This window comes from Martinezella hainanensis, assembly GCF_900094555.1.
GTDB classification, from domain to species: Bacteria; Pseudomonadota; Alphaproteobacteria; order Rhizobiales; family Rhizobiaceae; genus Rhizobium; species Rhizobium hainanense.
The window spans coordinates 1,158,406-1,176,515 of record NZ_FMAC01000001.1 but is presented as its reverse complement, the minus strand read 5'-3'; the positions used below and the strand labels follow the sequence as shown (position 1 = coordinate 1,176,515).

The window sequence follows — 18,110 nt, the reverse complement described above, 5'->3', positions numbered from 1 at the left end:
GGCCGGTTGCCTTTCCCCGGCAGCTGGCCTAAGCATGTCGCGCAAAAGTGCGCAGCGGTTTTGCGACAACGACATGCGTAAAATCAAGAGCTTAAGTCGTAAGGAGCGAATCTGAAGGATCGCGACGCGCTTTAAGCCTTCGCCGAAACTCATGTCAGGGCGTCAGGGATGGCTACATTGACGGATAAGAAAAGCGAAACTCGCTCGGCGGCGATTGCAGCCGGTGTTATCTTGCTGGTCGCGATAGCCGTGCTCTACCTGATGCCGAACGTCATCGTCTGGCTCGGAAATATCTCGCCATGGCTCGGCACCGGTTTCGGCGTGCTTGTCATCCTGGCCTTCTTCTTCGTGTTCTGGCTGCGCGCTCGCTATCAGCGGCGCAAGGGGCAATAGGCTCCAGCACCAGGCCGTTCGTCTCGTTGCTATCTTGTTTAGTTTTGCAGCGAGGCGCCGAGCAGAATGATGCCCGTGCAAATGACGAGCAGTGCGCCGAGGATCTCGATGCTGTTGCCTACCCAAACCGAAAGTCTCGAGCCCTTGCCGGTAAAACGGACGGCAGTGCCTTTTGCGAAGACCGCGATGATGGCAAGCAGCGACACGGTCAGCGCCGTACCGATCGACATGGCGAGGACCGATAAGAGGCCGCCAAGATAGAGCCCGTTCAACATCGAAAAAGTCATGACAAGCAATGCGCCCGAGCATGGACGCAGTCCGACTGCGGCAATGGCAGACCAGGCCTCGCGAGCGCTGAACTTTTCGTTCGACAACATCTTCGGATCGGGAAGGTGGGCGTGGCCGCAAGCCTCGCAGTAGGCACCGTCGCCGGTCGCATGGGCGGGATCGTAGCACTGATAGCCGCCGGCAGCGGGTATCGTGGCGCTGCTGCGCGCAAAACTTCTCGCTGAATCCGTGCCCGTCGCTGCCCCCTCGAACAGCGAGAGGCTGATCGGGCCGGCCGATGTCGCGAGCTGCATTTCCTGCCGTTGCGCCCGGCTCTGCATCATCGCCCGCAGCTTGCGGAACAGCAGCCAGCTGCCGAACAGGATGACCATGACGAAGCTGGTGATCTCCATGGCGTTGGTGGCCATCGTCATGGTGATGCCCGAGCCGCGCAGGACGAAATAGGCGGCACCCACGACAAGGACGGCGACAAGGCCCTGAATGAGTGCGGAGACGAAGGAGATTCCGATGCCGCGCTTCAGCTCGATCTCATTGGCAACCATGTAGGAGGAAATGACGGCCTTGCCGTGGCCAGGCCCGGCCGCGTGGAAGATGCCGTAGGCGAAGGAAAGGCCGATCAGCGTCCAGAGCTGCCAGGGGTCCTGGCGCATGGCCTCGATCGACTTGGTAAGCGCACGATAGAAAGCCTGCTGCTCGTAGTTCACATAGAGAAAGATCGGCGCCAGCGGTCCGCCCATCGGCTGGAAGCTCGGCTCCGCCGTGCCGATGCCAAGCGGCGAGCCGGTGGCATGGGCAAGGCCGGCGGCCGCGAGAAGCGCGAGCACTACAGCCGGAACGAGCTTCCCTGGTCGTGAAATCAGCATTGCACATCTATCCGCGTTGCGAAGAGTTTCGACATGGTCGTCCCCGTCGGATCGTTGAAGAAGGCATCCGTCAATGTCGACTTGTTCTCGGCGATGACCTCATCCGGATTGGGCCGGACGACCTTCTGCGTACAGCTCTTGAAGGCGTCGCCCTCCGTCACCAGCTCATTGTCGCTCGGAAAATCGATCGAGGTGTAGAGCGTCGGGTCGTAGATGCCGAAGCTCAGCTTGTTGCCCTTGGCAAGCGGCATCGGCTCGGCCGGCTTGACGGCGAAGAACATCAGGAGCTGGCCGTCGCGAAAGTCGACATTGATGACGTCGGGCTTGTCGACCTTGATCACTTTGCCGTTCAGCGTCAGGTTCGCGTAGTAGTCGTAGTCCGCCAGCGAGTCGCGCACCGTCTTGCCGACTTCCTTCAGCTCGTCAGGGTCGAGCTTCAGATTGGTGTTCTTGTCGAAATCCATCAGCACCGACGAGGAGAACACTTCGTCGAACCGCCACACGTTGCGAAGTTCCTGCACATTGCCATCCGGGCCGGCGAGCACTTCCAGCCGGGCTTCCACGAAAATATGCGGATGTGCATATGCTGCGGCCGGCGCAAGAAGCAGGCCTCCGATCAGGGCAAGGGCATAGGCGGTCGTGGATTTTCTCATGCGTCCGATAGGTTTCGTGAGCATTGATTCACTTCGTTTTCTGGTCAGGAAATGAGACGGAATTGGGACCGGTCGGCCCACCTCGGGCGTTCAACCGTTCTTGCGGAACCAGTTGTGCAGGTAGTCCACAAAGATACGGACCTTTGCCGGGAGGTAGCGCCGGTGTGGATAGACGGCATAAATGCCGCGGTCGGTGGGAAGGTAGTCGTTGAACAGCGTCAGCAGCTGCCCGCTTTCGATTGCCTTGCGGCCGATGAAATCCGGGACGATGGCAACGCCGAGATCGGCGAGTGCCGCGCGTAGCGTCGCATGCGGGCTGTTGACCTCGAGCGTGCCGTTGATTGCGACGTTGAAGGTCGTGCTGTCGGCATCGACGAAGCGAACATTGCCTTGCGAGCGGGTGTTGGTGTCAATGATGAAAGGCACGTGCGCCAGATCGGTCGGATGTTCCAGCGTTGGATAGCGATCGAGAAATGCCGGGGTTGCGCAGAGATGGATGCGGAAGTCGGAGATCTTGCGGGCGATCATGCCGGAATCCTCGAGCTTGGTGATGCGCACGGCGACATCGAAGCCTTCCTCGATCAGATCCACGAAACGGTCGTCGGCGGAGATTTCCAGCGCGAGATCGGGATTCTCCTTGGCGAAGTCGATCAGCGACTGTCCGACATCGGCATCGACGAAGGTGCGTGGCACGGAAACACGCAGTCGGCCTTTCAGCTGCTGGTTGTTTTCGCGCACGAGGTCGGCGAGATTGTCGATCTCCTTCAGAATGTCCGACGCGGTGCGATAATAGGTGTGGCCAGCCTCGGTCATCGAGAACTGGCGCGTCGTACGGTTCAAGAGCAGCGCGCCGAGCTCGTCCTCCAGCTCGCGGACATATTTCGACAGCAGAGCCTTGGAGCGGCCGGTCTTGCGGGCGGCAGCGGAAAATCCTTCGGCTTCGACCACGTCGATAAAGGCGCGAATCCGGGTCAAAGTATCCATGGCGAAGCCTCCCGTTAACTGTTTCTGGATGTTGAACAAAACGCGTCGATTTGTTCAATTATTTTTTTCGGGCATGGCTGAAAAATTTTCTTGATTATTACGGCGAATATTCCTATTTCCCGATCAGCCCAAAGTCGCACGTGCCCGTGGGTGTCCGCCGACCCTCGATTAGGTGAGGTCATCGGTAAGGTACCTGGAATTAACCCCTCCAGTCGCTATTCCGGCCAACCGGAAAATGCGAGGACATCTGAAGCAACGACGGTGCGGGCCTTTTTGTTCTCTCCCGGCTTTCCATCAGCCGGGGTTACTGAAGAGGCACACCTTCATTGCCGGAAGTGCGGTTGGGATCTTCCCTCCAATCCATGGCAGACAAAGCGAATTAGCGCCGCTTGCGGCACTGGTTCATCATCCGCGCTTCGCGCATTTGCATGGTACCGGGGTCTCCACCGGCTGGTTCCTAAGCGAATGAGCGTCGCCCTTTGTCCTCTGGGTTTTCCCCGGAGCCTTTGGAATTGAAAGGGAATTGACATGACCACGCAACGTATTCGCGATTTCCTCGCTACCCGACGTCCGGACGGTCCTTGCCTGGTGGTCGATCTCGACGTCGTCCGCGACAATTTTCACGCCTTCCGTCATGCCATGCCGGACAGCGCCATCTACTACGCCGTCAAGGCCAACCCGGCTCCGGAAGTGCTGCGCCTGCTCGCAAGCCTCGGCTCCAACTTCGATTGCGCGTCCGTCGCCGAAATCGAAATGGCGCTCGATGCCGGTGCGACGGCTGCACGTATTTCCTATGGCAACACGATCAAGAAGGAGCGCGATATCGCCCGTGCGCATGCACTCGGTATCAACCTCTTCGCCGTCGACAGCCACGAGGAAGTCGAGAAGATTTCCCGTGCCGCTCCGGGCGCCCGTGTATTCTGCCGCGTCCTGACGGACGGCGAAGGTGCCGAATGGCCGCTGTCGCGCAAGTTCGGCTGCGTCCCGCAGATGGCTGTCGACGTTCTCGTCTATGCTCATCAGCTGGGTCTGGAATCCTACGGCGTGTCTTTCCACGTCGGCTCGCAGATGACCAAGGTCGATGCCTGGGACGATGCTCTTGCCGATGCCAAGCGCGTCTTCGTTTCGCTCGCCAAGCAGGGCATCCACCTGCAGATGGTCAACATGGGCGGCGGTTTCCCGACCAAGTACCTGCGCGACGTTCCCTCGGCCGAAGCCTATGGCAAGGCGATCTTTGCGTCTCTGCGCGCCCATTTCGGCAACCAGATCCCGCACACGATCATCGAGCCGGGCCGCGGCATGGTCGGCAATGCCGGCGTGATCAAGGCGGAAGTCGTCCTGATTTCCAAGAAGTCGGACAACGATGCTGCTCGCTGGGTGTTCCTCGACATCGGCAAGTTCGGCGGTCTCGCCGAAACCATGGACGAGGCGATCCGCTACCCGATCCGCACGGAGCGCGACGGCGACGAGATGGAGCCCTGTGTCATTGCCGGCCCGACCTGTGATTCGGCCGACGTGCTCTACGAGAAGAACCTCTATCCGCTGCCGGTGTCGCTCACCATCGGCGACGAGGTCTTGATCGAAGGCACCGGCGCCTATACCACGACCTATTCGGCTGTGGCGTTCAACGGTTTCGATCCGCTGAAGGCCTACATCATCTAAGGTCCGGTAAGGCCCCAAAGTTCGACAAAGCTGCCCCCGTAGCCAGCCGGGGCGGCACCCTCACAATAGTTCGTCACCACCGCTGATAACGGTATTGGGCACGGGAGGCCGAGATGGCCGCTGTTCTTGATTCTGTCCGCGCATTCTTTGCGCCGTCCACATTCACTCTCGACCTGGAAAATGCAGGCGATGTCGTTGCGCGCGAAAACCTGCTGGATCGTGCCATGGGTCCCGACCGCCGCAAGAAGTCGTCCGAAAAGCTGCGCCAGGGCCGCGTGCCGGCCGAAGGCCTGGCGCTGGTCGCGCGCGATCGCGCCGGCCATGTCATCGGCACCGTTCGCCTGTGGAACGTCGAAGCCGGCGTCGATCGCGAGACGCGCCCGGTCGAAGCGCTGCTGCTCGGCCCGCTGGCGATCGATCCTGCTTATGAAGGCAAGGGCATCGGCTCGGCGCTGATGCGCGCCGCCATCATGGAAGCCAAGAAGCGTGGCCATGGTGCGATCCTGCTCGTCGGCGATGCGCCTTATTACGAGCGCTTCGGTTTCTTTGCATCCAAGGCCCGCCATCTCGTCATGCCGGGTCCGTTCCAGCGCGATCGCTTCCTCGCGCTCGAGCTGAAGGACGGCTGGCTTGATGGCGCTGTCGGCATCATCGTTGCCAGCGGCCGCAAGCTTGCCCAGCCGCCGATATCAAAGGCCGCATAAGGCGCACAAACTTTCCTGAAGCATAGAAGGCCTTCGCCCGTTCGGGCGGAGGCTCTTTTATTTGGCTGCCTTCACGCTGTCCTTCGCCGGATCGTAGCCATCCGTCAGCGTCGTCAGGAAGGCGACGACATCGGCGATCTCGGCATCGTTCAGAGCAGGGGCATCGCCGAGCTTGCGGTTCATCGGCACGTCGATGACATCGATATTGGCCTGATATTGGGCTGGCAGGTCATTATATTTCAGCACTTTGCCGCTCGCATCCTTCGGATAGATTTCCTCCGGATTGGTGTCGCGCTTGACGTAGAAGCGGGTGACATCCTCCAGCGTGCGGTAGACGCCATTGTGGAAGAAGACATGACGGGTTGCGACGTTGCGCAGCGTCGGCGTCTTGAAGAGCCCGCAATTCTGCTGCTGGGCGGAATAGGTGTCGTTGCGCAGCGGCCCGCAAATGCCGGTGTCATAGTAATGCGCATCTGCATTGGCCGGAATGGCCGGGTTGCGCGGCGCGCCGAGGGCTTCGAACTCGAAATCGGTGAAATTCGGCATCTGTCCGTCGCCGATCATCTTGTCGAGATGGCAGGAGGCGCAATTGCCCTTGTTCGCATCGTCGAACAGCTTCAATCCCCTGGCTTCCGCATCCGTCAGCACCGCCTTGCCGCGCAGGTAGTAATCATACTTGCTCGTATAGGGATGGAAGGAGCGTTCCTCCACCTGATAGCGGGCGAGCGCGAAGCCGATTTCCGAAATCATCATGTCCTGATCGTTGGCGACATTATCGCCGAAGAGCGCCGAAATCTCCTTGCCGTAGCCTTTCTTCAATTTGGCATAGACGGTCGCCGCATCGGGATTCGCCATTTCAAAGGGCGAGATCATCGGCTGCAGGGCCTGTTCTTCCAGCGAATCGACACGTCCATCCCAGAACATGCCGCCCTGCGGCACGAGGTTTGCTGCAGCGGCCGCATCGGCCTTGACGACGGCCTGTGCCGTCAGCGGACCGGCAACGGTGGCGGGAGCATTGGCCAGAGCCACGCCGGAAGCTTCCGTCATCGGCGAGGCTTCCGCGGCTTCGTCGGCAGCGCTTTCCTCGCCGATCGAGAAGGATGGTGTCGACATTTTGTAGGCAAGGCTCGGCACGGCGCGGATGCCGGGCTGGTCGAGATGTGGGCCGCCGAGCTGGACGGCGAGGCCGTTGGCGGGCGCGTAGTGGTTGGCAGGATCATGGCAAGTGGCGCAGGACATCTGGCCTCCGCCGGAGAGCGACGGATCGAAGAACAGTCGTTTGCCGAGCTGGGCCACCGCACTTAACGGTGCCTGGTCGTCATAGCCATCCGTCGCCGAAGCATTGGTGGCGGGTTCGCTTGCCATGCCGACAGCCGCACCCGCGAGCGAGAGGCCCGCGAGTGCGAGGAGCGGCAGGAGACGGCGGTAGGTCACGCGCATTTCCGTCTCCCTTCCGGTGTCACGATGCCTGGTTGCCGGTCTTCGGATCGAGGATCAGCTTCGGCGCGTCCCCCTTGGACCAGTCGAACATGTTGTTCAGCGAGCCCGAGAGCACATCGAAGGAGCCGCCGCCGAGGCGGGCGCCGGCCATCCAGTTGTCCTCGATGAAACGCATGACGGAGGTCTGGTCGGTGAGCGTATGGTCGACGAAGTTGACCTTGGCATAGGGCGAGATGACGAGCAGCGGCTGGCGTGTGCCATAACCGCAACGTCCCTGCGCCGGCAGGCCGTTGACACCAGGCAGCGCCGTGCCGGTGGAGCAGCTGTCGCCGCTCAGCACGTCGTAGCCCTTGACCGGGAGTTTCGACGGATTGATGACTGCATGGGCATGGTCATACCAGCCATCGGAATCGTCATAGAGGACGATGATCGCGGTATCCTTCCAATCCGGCGAATTCTGCACGGTGTTGACCACCTGCGTCACGAACTCCTGCTCGTCGAGCGGATCGGAATAGCCGGCATGGCCGTCCTGATAAGCGGGTGCCTTCAGGAAGCTGACAGTCGGCATGTTGCCGTTCTTCAGGGCTGCGTAGAAGTCCGTCATGTCATACTGGTGATTGGCTGCGTCGGTGGTGCCGATTGCGGCGACGGAGGACGGGCGTGCGTGCGTCGGGTTGGCGGTCGAGGCGTAGTACTGGAACGGCTGGTGATGCGGGATGTAATCGGCGCTATTGACCTTGGTGACGGTCGAGGTGGTTGCGCGCTTGCAGGCCGCCGTGCCGTCCGGATTGGTCTGCGTCAGATCGAAGCCACCTTCGAAGAAGCCCCAGGTGATCTTGTGCTCGTTCAGCATGTCGCCGATGTTCTTGCCGTACATCAGCGCTGTCTGGCCGACCGAGCAGACGTCGCCGGTCGGGTCGAAATCGCTGATCGCAGTCCAGCCGCCATTGCCATCAGGCACGATGCGGCCCTTGGAATAGGTGCCATCGCTCTCCAGCGTATAGCCGGGAGGCAGGATGACGCCGTTGGTCTGGCCGGAGATCAGGTTCAGCGCGCCGGGGGTCGAGGGGCCGAAATTGGTGGAGAAGGAATTGTCGCTCAGCGCATAGTGCTGGGCATAGTTCCAGTAGGCCGTGACGGTGTTGCCATCATAATAGCCCATGACCTGCCCTTTCGTGCCAAAGGCACCGGCCGCACCCTTGGTGCCCTTGCCGGTATTGGCGGGGAAAAGGTCCATGGCGAAGTTGTTGTAGGCGGCCTGCTCGGCGGTATAGCCGTGGTTCTGCGACTGGGTTGCGGCCTGCGTGCGGTCGAGCCGGAAGGGGGCCGCCGCATCGGCGCCGTTGGCCGTGTTGGTCTTGTTCGGATTTGTGTCGAGAAGACCGGCATTGGCGAGCGTGTTGATATCGGCCGGCGTGTTGTCGGAGGCCTTGAATGCGGGCTCGCCAGCGACATTTGCGGCCTTGGGGTAGGTCGCGAAATAATGGTCGAAGGAGACGTTTTCCTGGAAGATAACGACAAGATGCTTGATGGGGGTCGCGGTATTCGGTGCCGGGCTTAAGTCAGCGGCAACGGCGGTGGAACAGAGCAAAACAAGACTAAGCGCGCTGCCGGTTGCAAGGGCGGCGCGACGTGAAAAACTGGTCATCGTCATATCCTCTTCGAGTGGGGGCATTGCTCCGGCGCATTTGCGCCACGCCGGGCATAGAGAACCCTTTCGAGCTATCAACGGAGTATGACAGTTCCATGAAGGGTGCGGAGAGGGGATATCGCTTTTGTCGAGCATGGGGGCGACAAAGGGCTGATTCCGCAGTGGCGGCCGATGACCAACGGAGAGCGTCTGTCGGGAAAAGTGGCGATGCTACCTTATGTCACGGCTGGGGCCTCCACCCGCCCTCGTGGTTCGAGACGGCCCAATGGGTCTCCTTACCATGAGGGCTAGTCTCTGCCGTTTGGGCTGTGGCCTAGGGCGTTGTCGGCCTGCTCCGCCTCATCCTGAGGTGCATTTCGGAGCGAAGCGTAGAAATGCCTCGAAGGACGAGGCGGCCCCGGTCACCCAAATAGGAAGATTAAATATTCTGATCCATCGTCTCGGCCGGAATTTCATCGGCGCGATGGATACGGACGACCACGGCGGGTACGCCGGCAACCGTGCAGTGTGGGGGAACGGGCTTCACAACGACGCTGCCGGCGGCGACCTTGCTGAAGGCGCCGACTTCGATGTTGCCGAGGATCTTGGCGCCGGCGCCGATCATGACGCCGTGGCGGATCTTCGGGTGACGGTCACCGCTTTCCTTGCCGGTGCCGCCGAGGGTAACGTTCTGCAGGATGGAGACCTCATCCTCGATAACGGCCGTTTCGCCGATGACGATGCCGGAGCCATGATCGAGCATGATCGATGTGCCGATCTTCGCGGCCGGGTGAATATCCGGGCCGAAGACGAGCGAAACGAGGTTGGATAGCCAGCTGGCAATTTCCGTGCGGCCCTCTGTCCAGAGGGCATGGGCGATGCGGTGCGTCTGCAGGGCATGGAAGCCCTTCAGGTTCAAAAGCGCGTGCAGATAGGTGGTGCAGGCGGGGTCGCGGGTTCGCACGGCAACGAGATCCGCTTCGGTCGCCTGCAGGATGGCGGGATATCGCGTCAGCACGTCCGACAGCAGCGACAGCATGTCGCCATGCTCGATCCTGACGACGCAGAGCCGGGCGGCCAGCACCTTGGCAAGGCTCTCGGCATTGGAGCTTCCGGTGAGCAATTGCGCCTGCAGCACCGCGGCGAGCGTCGGCTCGCGCGCCGCCAGTTCGGCGGCTTCGCAACGGATCACGTCCCAGACGTTTTCGGCTGGCGCAGGCGTATTCCCGACAATTGCCGTTCCCGACTGAGGCATGACCCTGTCTTTCTGCTTAACCGGATACGTCGACGATGCCGCAATCGCCGGCTTCCGAGGCGAAGGCGAGCAGCTTGCCGGATTTGCTCCAGCTCATCGATGTGATCGCACCCTTGCCGGGACGACGCAAGAGCGCTTCCTTGGCGTCGCCGAGGCGCACCGCGAGAATCATGCCGTCGATGAAGCCGATGGCGAGGATATCCTCGGCGGGATGGAACTTTACAGAGGTCGCCATGATGTTGGCGCGGGTGCCGAGTTCGAGCGGCGCCTTGCCCATCGGCCCGTCCTTGCCCTGGAAGGGCCAGACGATCGCCGCGGGAGCACCCGAAGAGGCAAGCCATTTGCCCTTGTTCGACCAGGAGAGCGACTTCACCTTGGCGGGATAGCCGGTCATGCGCATGTGGCGTGCTTCCGCGCCCGGCTTCGTGTCCAGCTTCCAGCCATGCAGCGCATTTTCCTGCATGGTCGTGACGATAAACTGGCCGTCGGGTGAGAAGGTGACGCTGGTATGGGCGCCCTTCCATTCGAGATTGACCGGCTGGGCGCTCATGCCGACCCAATGCAGCGATACGCCGTTATACCGGGCAACGGCGATGCGAAGGCCCTTGGGCGCAAAGGCGATGCCTTCGACGGTGCGCTCCTCGGCAAACTCTTTCGTCGTGCCGTCGGAAAGGCGTACGAAGGTGCTCTTGCCATAGGAATAGGCGACGGCACCCTGCGGACCGGCCGCAAGTTGGCTGATCCATTTGCGTGGCGCTTCGGCGAGCGTCGTCGCGCTGCCGTCGGCCGCGATCCGCAGCACTTTGCCGTCTTCGCCGCCCGAAATCAGGCTCTCGCTATGAGGATCGCGGATGCAGGTCAGCATTCCCTTATGGGCTTCGGTGATCTTCTCGCCGCCTTCGAGGCGGTGGATCGCGCCGGCGGCGCTGGCGAAGAAGGGGGTGTCACCTAAAAATTCGACGGCCAGAACATGGCCGTCGATATCAAGCGGAGCGACAGTCGGCATCAGGCGGACGCCTCGCACGCCTTGAAGCTGGCTTCCAGCTTTTCGCGGTCGAGTTCGCGGCCGATGAAGACGAGGCGGCTCTCATGCTTTTCGCCGTCTTTCCAGGGGCGCTGATGATCGCCCTCGATGATCATGTGCACGCCCTGGACGACATAGCGCTCCGGATCGTCCTTGAAAGCGATGATGCCCTTGAGGCGAAGGATGTTCGGCCCCTGCGTCTGCGTGACCTTCTGAACCCAGGGGAAGAAACGCTCCGGGTTCATCTCGCCGCCACGCAGCGAAACCGACTGTACGGTCACGTCGTGGATCGGCGACAGGCCGTGGTGATGATGGTCGTGATCATGGTCATGGTCATGGTCATGGTCATGGTCATGGTGGTGATGGTCATGATCGTGGCCATGATGATGGTGATCATGGTCGTGATGGTGATGATCGCAATCCGGGCCGCAGACATGATCCTCGTGGCCATGCTCGAGGAAGTGTGGATCGTTCTCAAGCGCACGTTCTAGATTGAAGGCGCCCTGGTTCAGCACGCGGGCGAGTTCGACGCCGGAGCGGGTCGTCTTGTAGACACGGGCAGCCGGGTTGATGGCGCGGACGATGTCCTCGATCTGGGCGAGCTCTTCCGGAGAGACGAGATCGGACTTGTTGATGACGACGACATCGGCAAAGGCGATCTGGTCTTCGGCCTCGCGGCTGTCCTTCAGGCGCAGCGGCAGGTGCTTGGCGTCGACGAGCGCAACGACGGCGTCGAGTTCGGTCTTGGCGCGGACATCGTCATCCATGAAGAAGGTCTGGGCGACCGGAACCGGATCGGCAAGGCCGGTGGTTTCGACGATGATGCCGTCAAAGCGGCCGGGGCGGCGCATCAGGCCCTCGACGACGCGGATAAGGTCGCCGCGAACGGTGCAGCAGACGCAACCATTGTTCATTTCGTAGATTTCTTCGTCCGACTCGACGATGAGGTCGTTGTCGATGCCGATCTCGCCGAATTCGTTGACGATGACGGCGTATTTCTTGCCGTGGTTTTCCGAAAGGATGCGGTTCAGCAGCGTCGTCTTGCCGGCGCCGAGATAACCGGTGAGAACGGTGACGGGAACGGGCTTTTGCGTGGCTGTTTCGGTCATGGGAGCCTCGAAATATGGAAGGTTGCCCCGGGGAGCAGACATTGGTCGGGTTCCATATAAGGAGTTGGAGGCGTCAGTTCAAAGGCTTTTATATGTTATAAGATCACATTGGGTTGCGGGCGGCCGGATTGGCTGCTCGATTACGTCAGCGTCGTTGCATCGAATTTGTCGACATCTTCGAGCAGTTCGACGAGACCTTTGACGGCATGGGCAATCAGCCTTTCGCCCTTTTCAGCCGTCGCCGCACCCGCATTGCCGGCGACGCCGTGCTTACCAAGATCGGACATCTTCCAGCCGAAGGCATGGGGGCCGTAGGCGCGCAGATGCTTGAAGCTCTTGATGAAGTTCGATTGGCGCGACGGGAAGTTTTCCGCCTTCGACATGTCGACCTTTTCGGGATGGAGGGCGAGCATGACCGACGTCTCGATATCGCCGCCATGGATGTCGATCGCCTTGTCCTCCGGTGCGATCAGCCCGTCCGGCACGCCGAAGCGGGTCCAGCTGGTCGCGACCGCCAGCATATCGAAGCGCACGCGCGCTTCAGTGGCGACGATGGTCATCAGCGGCGAGTTGCCGCCATGGGCGTTCAGCATGACGAATTTGCGGATACCGAGCCCATTCAGCCGTCCGGCGATGTCGAGCCAGCGCCTGACCGCCTCGTCGAAGGCCAACGTCTTCGTGCCGGCCACATCCATATGTTCGATGGAGTAGCCGATGGATTCGACGGCGAGGAAGGTAACGGGTAGATTTGCCGGCAAGGCAACTTTGAGGCGTGAGACGATTCCTTCGGCAATGAGCGTGTCGGTTTCGAACGGTAGATGCGGTCCGTGTTGCTCATAGGCGGCAAGTGGCAGCACGGCGATCCATTTTGATCGCTCTTCAGTCGTCAATGTTTCATCATTGTCATCGAAACATGGCAAAGGATGCGCCATCTGAGGGTGTGCCTCTTGTTTATGTCAATAACCTGCGCAATGTCATAGCGTGATGACTTCGCGGCGAAAAGGTCAACGGAATCACAATGGGCAAGAAGAACAAGGTCGGGAAGAAAAGTAAGTCAGGTAAGAAGAAGGATCACCGTGACTACACGCTTGCCGATCTGTCGCCGGCCTTGACGCAGGCGGCGCGATCCATGCGCACGGTGATGACCCGCAGCCTGACGGCGAGCGGCCTGTATGCCGGACAGGATGGCGTCATTCTCGCGCTTGCGGCGACTGACGGGCTGCCGGCCGGTACGCTGGCGCAAAAGCTCGGCGTCAAGGCACCCACAATGACGCGCACGATCGGCCGTATGGAGGCACAAGGCTTCGTCGAAAGGCGGCCGGATGCTGACGATGCCCGCCTGACCAAGGTTTATCTGACCGAGGCAGGGCGAAACAGCGTCAGCGAGATCGAAAGTTCGGCGGCGAGCTGCGATGAGCTTGCGACCCGCGGCTTCTCGGAAAAGGAAATCCGCTCGCTCGTGCGCCTGCTCAAGACGATCGAGCATAATCTCCAGGCCGGCGATGACGACGAGGATGATGAGGAAATCTGAAAAATCCTTAAGAATTCGAGTTGCGCGACGCGATTAAAGCTTTTAATTAAAGATTTTAAAATTCCGGAATCGTAAAACGAACGGAATATGTTTACGGCTGCGTTTCACTGGGGAGGGAGCGCGTGGCGCAAAAGATTAAGCTTTCTACGATTGCGGAAACGCTGGGCATTTCAACGGCAACCGTATCTTTGGCCTTACGCGATAGTCCATTGGTCGCGGCCAATACGCGTGAGAAGATCAAGGATCAGGCCCGCGCGCTGGGCTATATCTATAATCGCCGCGCGGCGAGCCTCAGGACATCGCGGTCGGGCATCATCGGCGTCGTCGTTCACGACATCATGAACCCCTTCTACGGGGAAATCCTGAAGGCGATCGAAAGCGAGCTCGACCGCAGTCGCCATACGTTCATTCTCTCCAATCACTATGATTCCGTCGAAAAGCAGCGCACGTTTGTCGAGACGCTGCTGCAGCTTGGCGGCGACGGCGTCATCATGTCGCCTGCGATCGGAACGCCGCCGGAGGATTTCGAGCTGGCGGAAGAAAACGGCATGCCTGCCATCCTGGTGGCACGCCAAATCGATGCGCTGGACCTGCCGACCTATCGCGGTGACGACAGCTACGGCATTTCGCTTGCGACCAACCATCTGATCAGCCTTGGCCATCGCACCATTGCAATGATCGGCGGCACGGATCAGACCTCGACAGGGCGCGACCGCTATCAGGGCTATGTCAATGCTCTGCGCAAGGCGGGCATCGAGGTTGATCCCAATCTGCGTATTCCCGGCGCCCGCTCCAAGCAGGGTGGCTTCGAGGCGGCGGTGCACTTCCTGTCGCTGCCGCAGAAGCCGACGGCGGCTGTCTGCTGGAACGATCTGGTCGCCATCGGCCTCATGAACGGCATTTCACGCGCCGGTCTCGTCCCCGGGCGGGACATTTCCGTCACAGGCTATGATGATCTGGAGGAGGCGGCGATCGCAACACCTGCGTTGACCACCGTCTGGAATGGTCAGGCCGAGGTCGGGAGGCTTGCAGCGCGCGCGCTTTTGGATAGGTTGGCAGGAAGCCATGAGCCGGATGGTATTCATCTTATCAAGCCGGAAATGCGCATTCGCCAGTCCACGGCGCCCTACAAAGCTCGCTAGAGCGTTTCAGCATTTCACTGAGTCGCTCTTCTCATTGATTTAACGCGATTCCGGACGGAAAGCCGCTACGCATCTTTCCGGAATTGTTTTCGTCGCGACGAACCTTATCTCAAGAGGAAAGATCCATGTCCGATAATCGCATCGCCGTCCTCGTTCCGGGGAAGATACACCCGCGTGTCCTCGAAAGGCTTGGAAAGCAGTTTGATATTGTTTCGGCCGAACGCGATGGTGACCCGAAGATCGATGCGGAAACCGCAGCCCGCATCCGCGGCGTTGCCGTTGCGGGCGGCTTTAATGCCGGCTGGATCGATGCCCTTCCCAATCTTGAAGTCATCGCCAATTTCGGCGTCGGCTATGACGGCATCGACGTCAAGCACGCTGCCTCCAAGGGCATTATCGTCACCAATACGCCTGATGTCCTGAATGACGAGGTCGCTGATACCGCGATCGCCCTGCTGCTGAACACGCTGCGACAGTTCTACAACGCCGAAAGCTGGCTGCGCGAGGGGCGCTGGGCGAAGGAAGGAGCCTTTCCGCTCTCGCCCTTTTCGATGAAGGGACGCCGCATCGGCATCAACGGCCTTGGCCGCATCGGTCTGGAAATCGCGAGAAGGCTCGAGCCCTTCAAGGTAAAGATCGGCTATCACACGCGCTCGCCGCGCGACTCCCTGCCTTACGACTACTATCCGACCTTGAAGGAAATGGCGCAGTCGGTGGATACGCTGATTTCCATCGTGCCGAAGACGCCGGAGACGCATAAGGTGATCAATGCCGAGATCCTGTCAGCGCTCGGGCCGCAAGGCGTGTTCATCAATGTCGGCCGCGGCTGGTCCGTCGATGACGACGCGCTGATCGCCGCCCTTGGCAATGGCACGCTTGGCGCTGCCGGCCTCGACGTTTTCTATGACGAGCCGAATGTCCCGGCCGGCTATCTCTCGCTGCCCAACGTTTCGCTGCTGCCGCATGTGGCTTCCGCCTCGGTGCCGACGCGCAATGCCATGGCCGATCTCGTCGTCGACAACGTCATCGAATGGTTCGCGAAAGGCCAGCCGCTTACTCCAGTACCGGAAACACCGGTCAAGCCGCGCGGCTGATCAGACGGCCTTTTGCGGATGGGGGGCGGTCGTGTGCCGCTCCTTGTCCGAAGCATAGTCGCGCACGGCATCGCCGAAGGCGGTGAAGAGCTTCAGCGACGGCGAATCCGTCTCTGCCCAATATTCCGGATGCCATTGTACGCCGACGGCAAAGGCCTTGGCGCCGATGACGGAAACGGCCTCGATCGTGCCGTCTTCGGCGAGTGCCTCCACCTGCAGTCTCGGCGCCGTCTCGGCGATCGCCTGGCGATGCAGCGAGTTGACGCGGACTTCGCCAGGACCGACGACGCGGGCGATGCAGGAACCTTCCTTGACGAAGACGCTTTGGCGGATCGAATACATCGTGTCGCGGTCGACATTCGGCGGCTTGCGATGATCCCAGATGCCCGGCTGCTCCTGGATTTCGCTGGCGAGCGTGCCGCCGAGAGCAACGTTCAGCTCCTGAATGCCGCGGCAGATGGTGAGCATGGGAATGGCGCGTTCGATGGCGCGGCGGATGAGAGGAAGCGATGTCGCATCGCGCGCCGGGTCGAAGGGGCCATCGCTCTCCCTTGCCTCCTTTCCATAGAGAGACGGATGCACATTGGTTGCCGAACCGGAAACGAGCAGCCCGTCGACACGGTCGAGAATGGCGTCGGCATCGTTGTCGTGCTCAAGCGCGGGGACGATCAGCGCCATCAAACCCGCAGCCTTCACGGCAGCGCGCACATATTGCAGCTGCACCGCATGCCAGCTCGTGCCATCGAACTCGCGGATATCGGCGGGAATGGCGATGATCGGTCTGGACATGCAAGGCTCCGAAGGCTGCAAACGCTTGTTCATTGGACCTCTGGACGATCATGGTGTCGATCCGAAGGCAGATTTATGTCTTACGAACTTACGCGAATACGGCCTGGGCGGCAACGCGCAGTGGTTTTCAGGAGGCTTCGTTTCGGCTCCTTACGTGGATGTACAGGAATCGCCATAATGCGGTGCAAGAGCAAACTTGAAAGACCGTGTGCGGCATGGTTAGTTCCATCGCTTGCGCCATGACGGGGAGCGTGCCGTTCCCCAGCAATGCCGTCCGTATGGGAGAATTCGATGGATCGCCGCTCCTTCATAAGGCGGGCAGGGACCGTTGGCGCAGGCGCTGCCGCCTCCGCGCTTGCGAGCCCGGCCGTTGCCCAGGAATATCCGAAGATCACCTGGAAGATGACCTCTTCCTTCCCCAAGAGCCTGGATACGATCTATGGCGGTGCGGAGGATATTGCGGCGCATGTTTCCGATGCGACCAACGGCAATTTCGTCATCCAGACCTATGAGGCCGGTGAGATCGTGCCCGGTGTGCAGGCCGCCGATGCAGTCAGCGCCGGCGCCGTCGATGCTGCGCATACCTGCTCCTACTATTTCTGGCAAAAGGACCCGACCTATGCCATCGGCACGGCGCTGCCGTTCGGCCTCAATGCCCGGCTGACCAATGCCTGGTTCTACCAGGGCAACGGCAACAAGCTGATGAACGAGTTCTACGCCACGCAGGGCATCTTAGGATTGCCCGCGGGCAACACCGGCGCGCAGATGGGCGGCTGGTTTCGCAAGGAAATCAATACGCTCGACGATCTCAAGGGCCTGAAGATGCGTATCGCCGGCCTGGCCGGCAAGGTGATCGAGAAGATCGGCGTTGCGCCGCAGCAGGATATCCCGGTCAACGGTGTCTATGATGCGCTGAACAAGGGTACGGTCGATGCGGCCGAATGGGTCGGTCCCTATGACGACCTGAAACTCGGCCTGCAGAAGATCGCCAAATACTATTATTATCCCGGCTGGTGGGAAGGTGGTGCCGTGGTGCATGCCTTCTTCAATCTGGAAAAATGGAATGCCTTGCCGAAGAGCTATCAGGCGATCCTCGGCGACGCCTGCGCCTTCGCCAACACCAATATGCTGGCGAAATACGATGTCAAAAATCCCCAGGCGCTGAAGGATATCGTGCAGCAGGGGGTGACGCTCAGACCTTTCAGCCAGGAGATCATGGAGGCCTGCTTCCAGGCGGCCAGCGCACTCTATGCCGATCTCTCCAAATCCAACGATTATTTCAAGCGCATCTATGAGGATCAGGTCGCCTATAAGAAGGATGCCTATCTTTGGATGCAGCTTTCCGAGTATACTTTCGATACCTTCATGATGATCCAGCAGCGGGCGGGCAAGCTGTAATCGTATTTCATAAGTCTTTTGTGATATATTGTTTTCTTTATTAGTGCTTTAAACATTATATCCATGGCAAAGAGAGCCGGGAATCATTGCGTCAGCGCAGTGCTGATCATAATCCAGCTTCAACTTAAGCTGCCGCTTTGATTGGAAAATC

At 60.3% G+C, this 18,110-nt stretch carries 17 protein-coding genes; 7 read left to right on the top strand and 10 right to left on the bottom strand.

Annotation, left to right across the window (positions count from 1 at the left end):
- Positions 1–177: 177 nt before the first annotated feature.
- Positions 178–393: a hypothetical protein gene (locus GA0061100_RS05680; protein WP_208621514.1), complete on the top strand. Its 216-nt coding sequence runs from the start codon at positions 178–180 to the stop codon at positions 391–393.
- A gap of 38 nt (positions 394–431) precedes the next feature.
- On the opposite strand, the gene GA0061100_RS05675 is transcribed toward GA0061100_RS05680, so the two are convergent.
- From GA0061100_RS05675 to GA0061100_RS05665, 3 genes are all read right to left on the bottom strand, one after another.
- The gene (locus GA0061100_RS05675) at positions 432–1,544 is read right to left on the bottom strand and encodes a nickel/cobalt transporter (protein ID WP_075851684.1); all 1,113 of its coding nucleotides are present in this window, start codon (positions 1,542–1,544) and stop codon (positions 432–434) included.
- Complete coding sequence (locus GA0061100_RS05670) at positions 1,538–2,197, bottom strand: DUF1007 family protein (protein WP_167459810.1); 660 nt, start codon at positions 2,195–2,197, stop codon at positions 1,538–1,540. The genes GA0061100_RS05675 and GA0061100_RS05670 overlap by 7 nt, the downstream gene beginning before the upstream one ends.
- A gap of 90 nt (positions 2,198–2,287) precedes the next feature.
- Positions 2,288–3,181: a LysR family transcriptional regulator gene (locus GA0061100_RS05665; protein WP_075851682.1), complete on the bottom strand. Its 894-nt coding sequence runs from the start codon at positions 3,179–3,181 to the stop codon at positions 2,288–2,290.
- 528 nt (positions 3,182–3,709) lie between these two features.
- Here GA0061100_RS05665 and odc2 point away from each other — a divergent pair.
- The gene (odc2, locus tag GA0061100_RS05660; protein WP_047628966.1) at positions 3,710–4,843 is read left to right on the top strand and encodes an ornithine/lysine decarboxylase; all 1,134 of its coding nucleotides are present in this window, start codon (positions 3,710–3,712) and stop codon (positions 4,841–4,843) included.
- Between the two features lie 113 nt (positions 4,844–4,956).
- Positions 4,957–5,547: a GNAT family N-acetyltransferase gene (locus GA0061100_RS05655; RefSeq protein ID WP_075851681.1), complete on the top strand. Its 591-nt coding sequence runs from the start codon at positions 4,957–4,959 to the stop codon at positions 5,545–5,547.
- Positions 5,548–5,604: 57 nt separating this feature from the next.
- Here the strand turns inward: GA0061100_RS05655 and GA0061100_RS05650 are convergent, their stop codons facing one another.
- From GA0061100_RS05650 to GA0061100_RS05625, 6 genes are all read right to left on the bottom strand, one after another.
- A complete protein-coding gene (locus GA0061100_RS05650) occupies positions 5,605–6,987 on the bottom strand; it encodes a cytochrome-c peroxidase (RefSeq protein WP_075851680.1) in 1,383 nt (460 codons plus the stop codon).
- 19 nt (positions 6,988–7,006) lie between these two features.
- Positions 7,007–8,635, bottom strand: a complete 1,629-nt coding sequence (locus tag GA0061100_RS05645; protein WP_075851918.1) for a phospholipase C — start codon at positions 8,633–8,635, stop codon at positions 7,007–7,009.
- 421 nt (positions 8,636–9,056) lie between these two features.
- The gene (cysE, locus tag GA0061100_RS05640) at positions 9,057–9,872 is read right to left on the bottom strand and encodes a serine O-acetyltransferase (RefSeq protein ID WP_075851679.1); all 816 of its coding nucleotides are present in this window, start codon (positions 9,870–9,872) and stop codon (positions 9,057–9,059) included.
- A gap of 16 nt (positions 9,873–9,888) precedes the next feature.
- The gene (locus GA0061100_RS05635; RefSeq protein ID WP_075851678.1) at positions 9,889–10,878 is read right to left on the bottom strand and encodes a WD40 repeat domain-containing protein; all 990 of its coding nucleotides are present in this window, start codon (positions 10,876–10,878) and stop codon (positions 9,889–9,891) included.
- On the bottom strand, positions 10,878–12,005 hold the full coding sequence (locus GA0061100_RS05630; RefSeq protein WP_075851917.1) for a CobW family GTP-binding protein: 1,128 nt from the start codon (positions 12,003–12,005) through the stop codon (positions 10,878–10,880). The genes GA0061100_RS05635 and GA0061100_RS05630 overlap by 1 nt, the downstream gene beginning before the upstream one ends.
- A gap of 140 nt (positions 12,006–12,145) precedes the next feature.
- Positions 12,146–12,937 (bottom strand): creatininase family protein, encoded by a 792-nt coding sequence (locus GA0061100_RS05625; protein ID WP_075851677.1) that lies wholly within the window; start codon positions 12,935–12,937, stop codon positions 12,146–12,148.
- Positions 12,938–13,023: 86 nt separating this feature from the next.
- Between GA0061100_RS05625 and GA0061100_RS05620 the strand changes: the two genes are divergently transcribed.
- From GA0061100_RS05620 to GA0061100_RS05610, 3 genes are all read left to right on the top strand, one after another.
- On the top strand, positions 13,024–13,536 hold the full coding sequence (locus GA0061100_RS05620) for a MarR family winged helix-turn-helix transcriptional regulator (protein ID WP_075851676.1): 513 nt from the start codon (positions 13,024–13,026) through the stop codon (positions 13,534–13,536).
- A 122-nt stretch (positions 13,537–13,658) separates the two neighbouring features.
- A complete protein-coding gene (locus GA0061100_RS05615; protein ID WP_075851675.1) occupies positions 13,659–14,678 on the top strand; it encodes a LacI family DNA-binding transcriptional regulator in 1,020 nt (339 codons plus the stop codon).
- Positions 14,679–14,803: 125 nt separating this feature from the next.
- Positions 14,804–15,772, top strand: coding sequence for a 2-hydroxyacid dehydrogenase (locus GA0061100_RS05610; RefSeq protein WP_075851674.1), 969 nt, complete (start codon positions 14,804–14,806; stop codon positions 15,770–15,772).
- Here the strand turns inward: GA0061100_RS05610 and GA0061100_RS05605 are convergent, their stop codons facing one another.
- Positions 15,773–16,561, bottom strand: coding sequence for a gamma-glutamyl-gamma-aminobutyrate hydrolase family protein (locus tag GA0061100_RS05605; protein WP_075851673.1), 789 nt, complete (start codon positions 16,559–16,561; stop codon positions 15,773–15,775). It lies immediately after the preceding gene.
- Between the two features lie 291 nt (positions 16,562–16,852).
- Between GA0061100_RS05605 and GA0061100_RS05600 the strand changes: the two genes are divergently transcribed.
- Entirely contained in the window at positions 16,853–17,959 is a 1,107-nt protein-coding gene (locus tag GA0061100_RS05600; protein WP_075851672.1) for a TRAP transporter substrate-binding protein, read from the top strand.
- Positions 17,960–18,110: the final 151 nt, after the last annotated feature.

Coding starts and splice junctions, on each gene's coding strand:
- GA0061100_RS05675 (WP_075851684.1), bottom strand. CDS start 1,544: ATGCTGATTTCACGACCAGGGAAGCTCGTTCCGGCTGTAGTGCTCGCG.
- GA0061100_RS05670 (WP_167459810.1), bottom strand. CDS start 2,197: ATGAGAAAATCCACGACCGCCTATGCCCTTGCCCTGATCGGAGGCCTG.
- GA0061100_RS05665 (WP_075851682.1), bottom strand. CDS start 3,181: ATGGATACTTTGACCCGGATTCGCGCCTTTATCGACGTGGTCGAAGCC.
- odc2 (WP_047628966.1), top strand. CDS start 3,710: ATGACCACGCAACGTATTCGCGATTTCCTCGCTACCCGACGTCCGGAC.
- GA0061100_RS05655 (WP_075851681.1), top strand. CDS start 4,957: ATGGCCGCTGTTCTTGATTCTGTCCGCGCATTCTTTGCGCCGTCCACA.
- GA0061100_RS05650 (WP_075851680.1), bottom strand. CDS start 6,987: ATGCGCGTGACCTACCGCCGTCTCCTGCCGCTCCTCGCACTCGCGGGC.
- GA0061100_RS05645 (WP_075851918.1), bottom strand. CDS start 8,635: ATGACCAGTTTTTCACGTCGCGCCGCCCTTGCAACCGGCAGCGCGCTT.
- cysE (WP_075851679.1), bottom strand. CDS start 9,872: ATGCCTCAGTCGGGAACGGCAATTGTCGGGAATACGCCTGCGCCAGCC.
- GA0061100_RS05635 (WP_075851678.1), bottom strand. CDS start 10,878: ATGCCGACTGTCGCTCCGCTTGATATCGACGGCCATGTTCTGGCCGTC.
- GA0061100_RS05630 (WP_075851917.1), bottom strand. CDS start 12,005: ATGACCGAAACAGCCACGCAAAAGCCCGTTCCCGTCACCGTTCTCACC.
- GA0061100_RS05625 (WP_075851677.1), bottom strand. CDS start 12,937: ATGGCGCATCCTTTGCCATGTTTCGATGACAATGATGAAACATTGACG.
- GA0061100_RS05620 (WP_075851676.1), top strand. CDS start 13,024: ATGGGCAAGAAGAACAAGGTCGGGAAGAAAAGTAAGTCAGGTAAGAAG.
- GA0061100_RS05610 (WP_075851674.1), top strand. CDS start 14,804: ATGTCCGATAATCGCATCGCCGTCCTCGTTCCGGGGAAGATACACCCG.
- GA0061100_RS05605 (WP_075851673.1), bottom strand. CDS start 16,561: ATGTCCAGACCGATCATCGCCATTCCCGCCGATATCCGCGAGTTCGAT.
- GA0061100_RS05600 (WP_075851672.1), top strand. CDS start 16,853: ATGGATCGCCGCTCCTTCATAAGGCGGGCAGGGACCGTTGGCGCAGGC.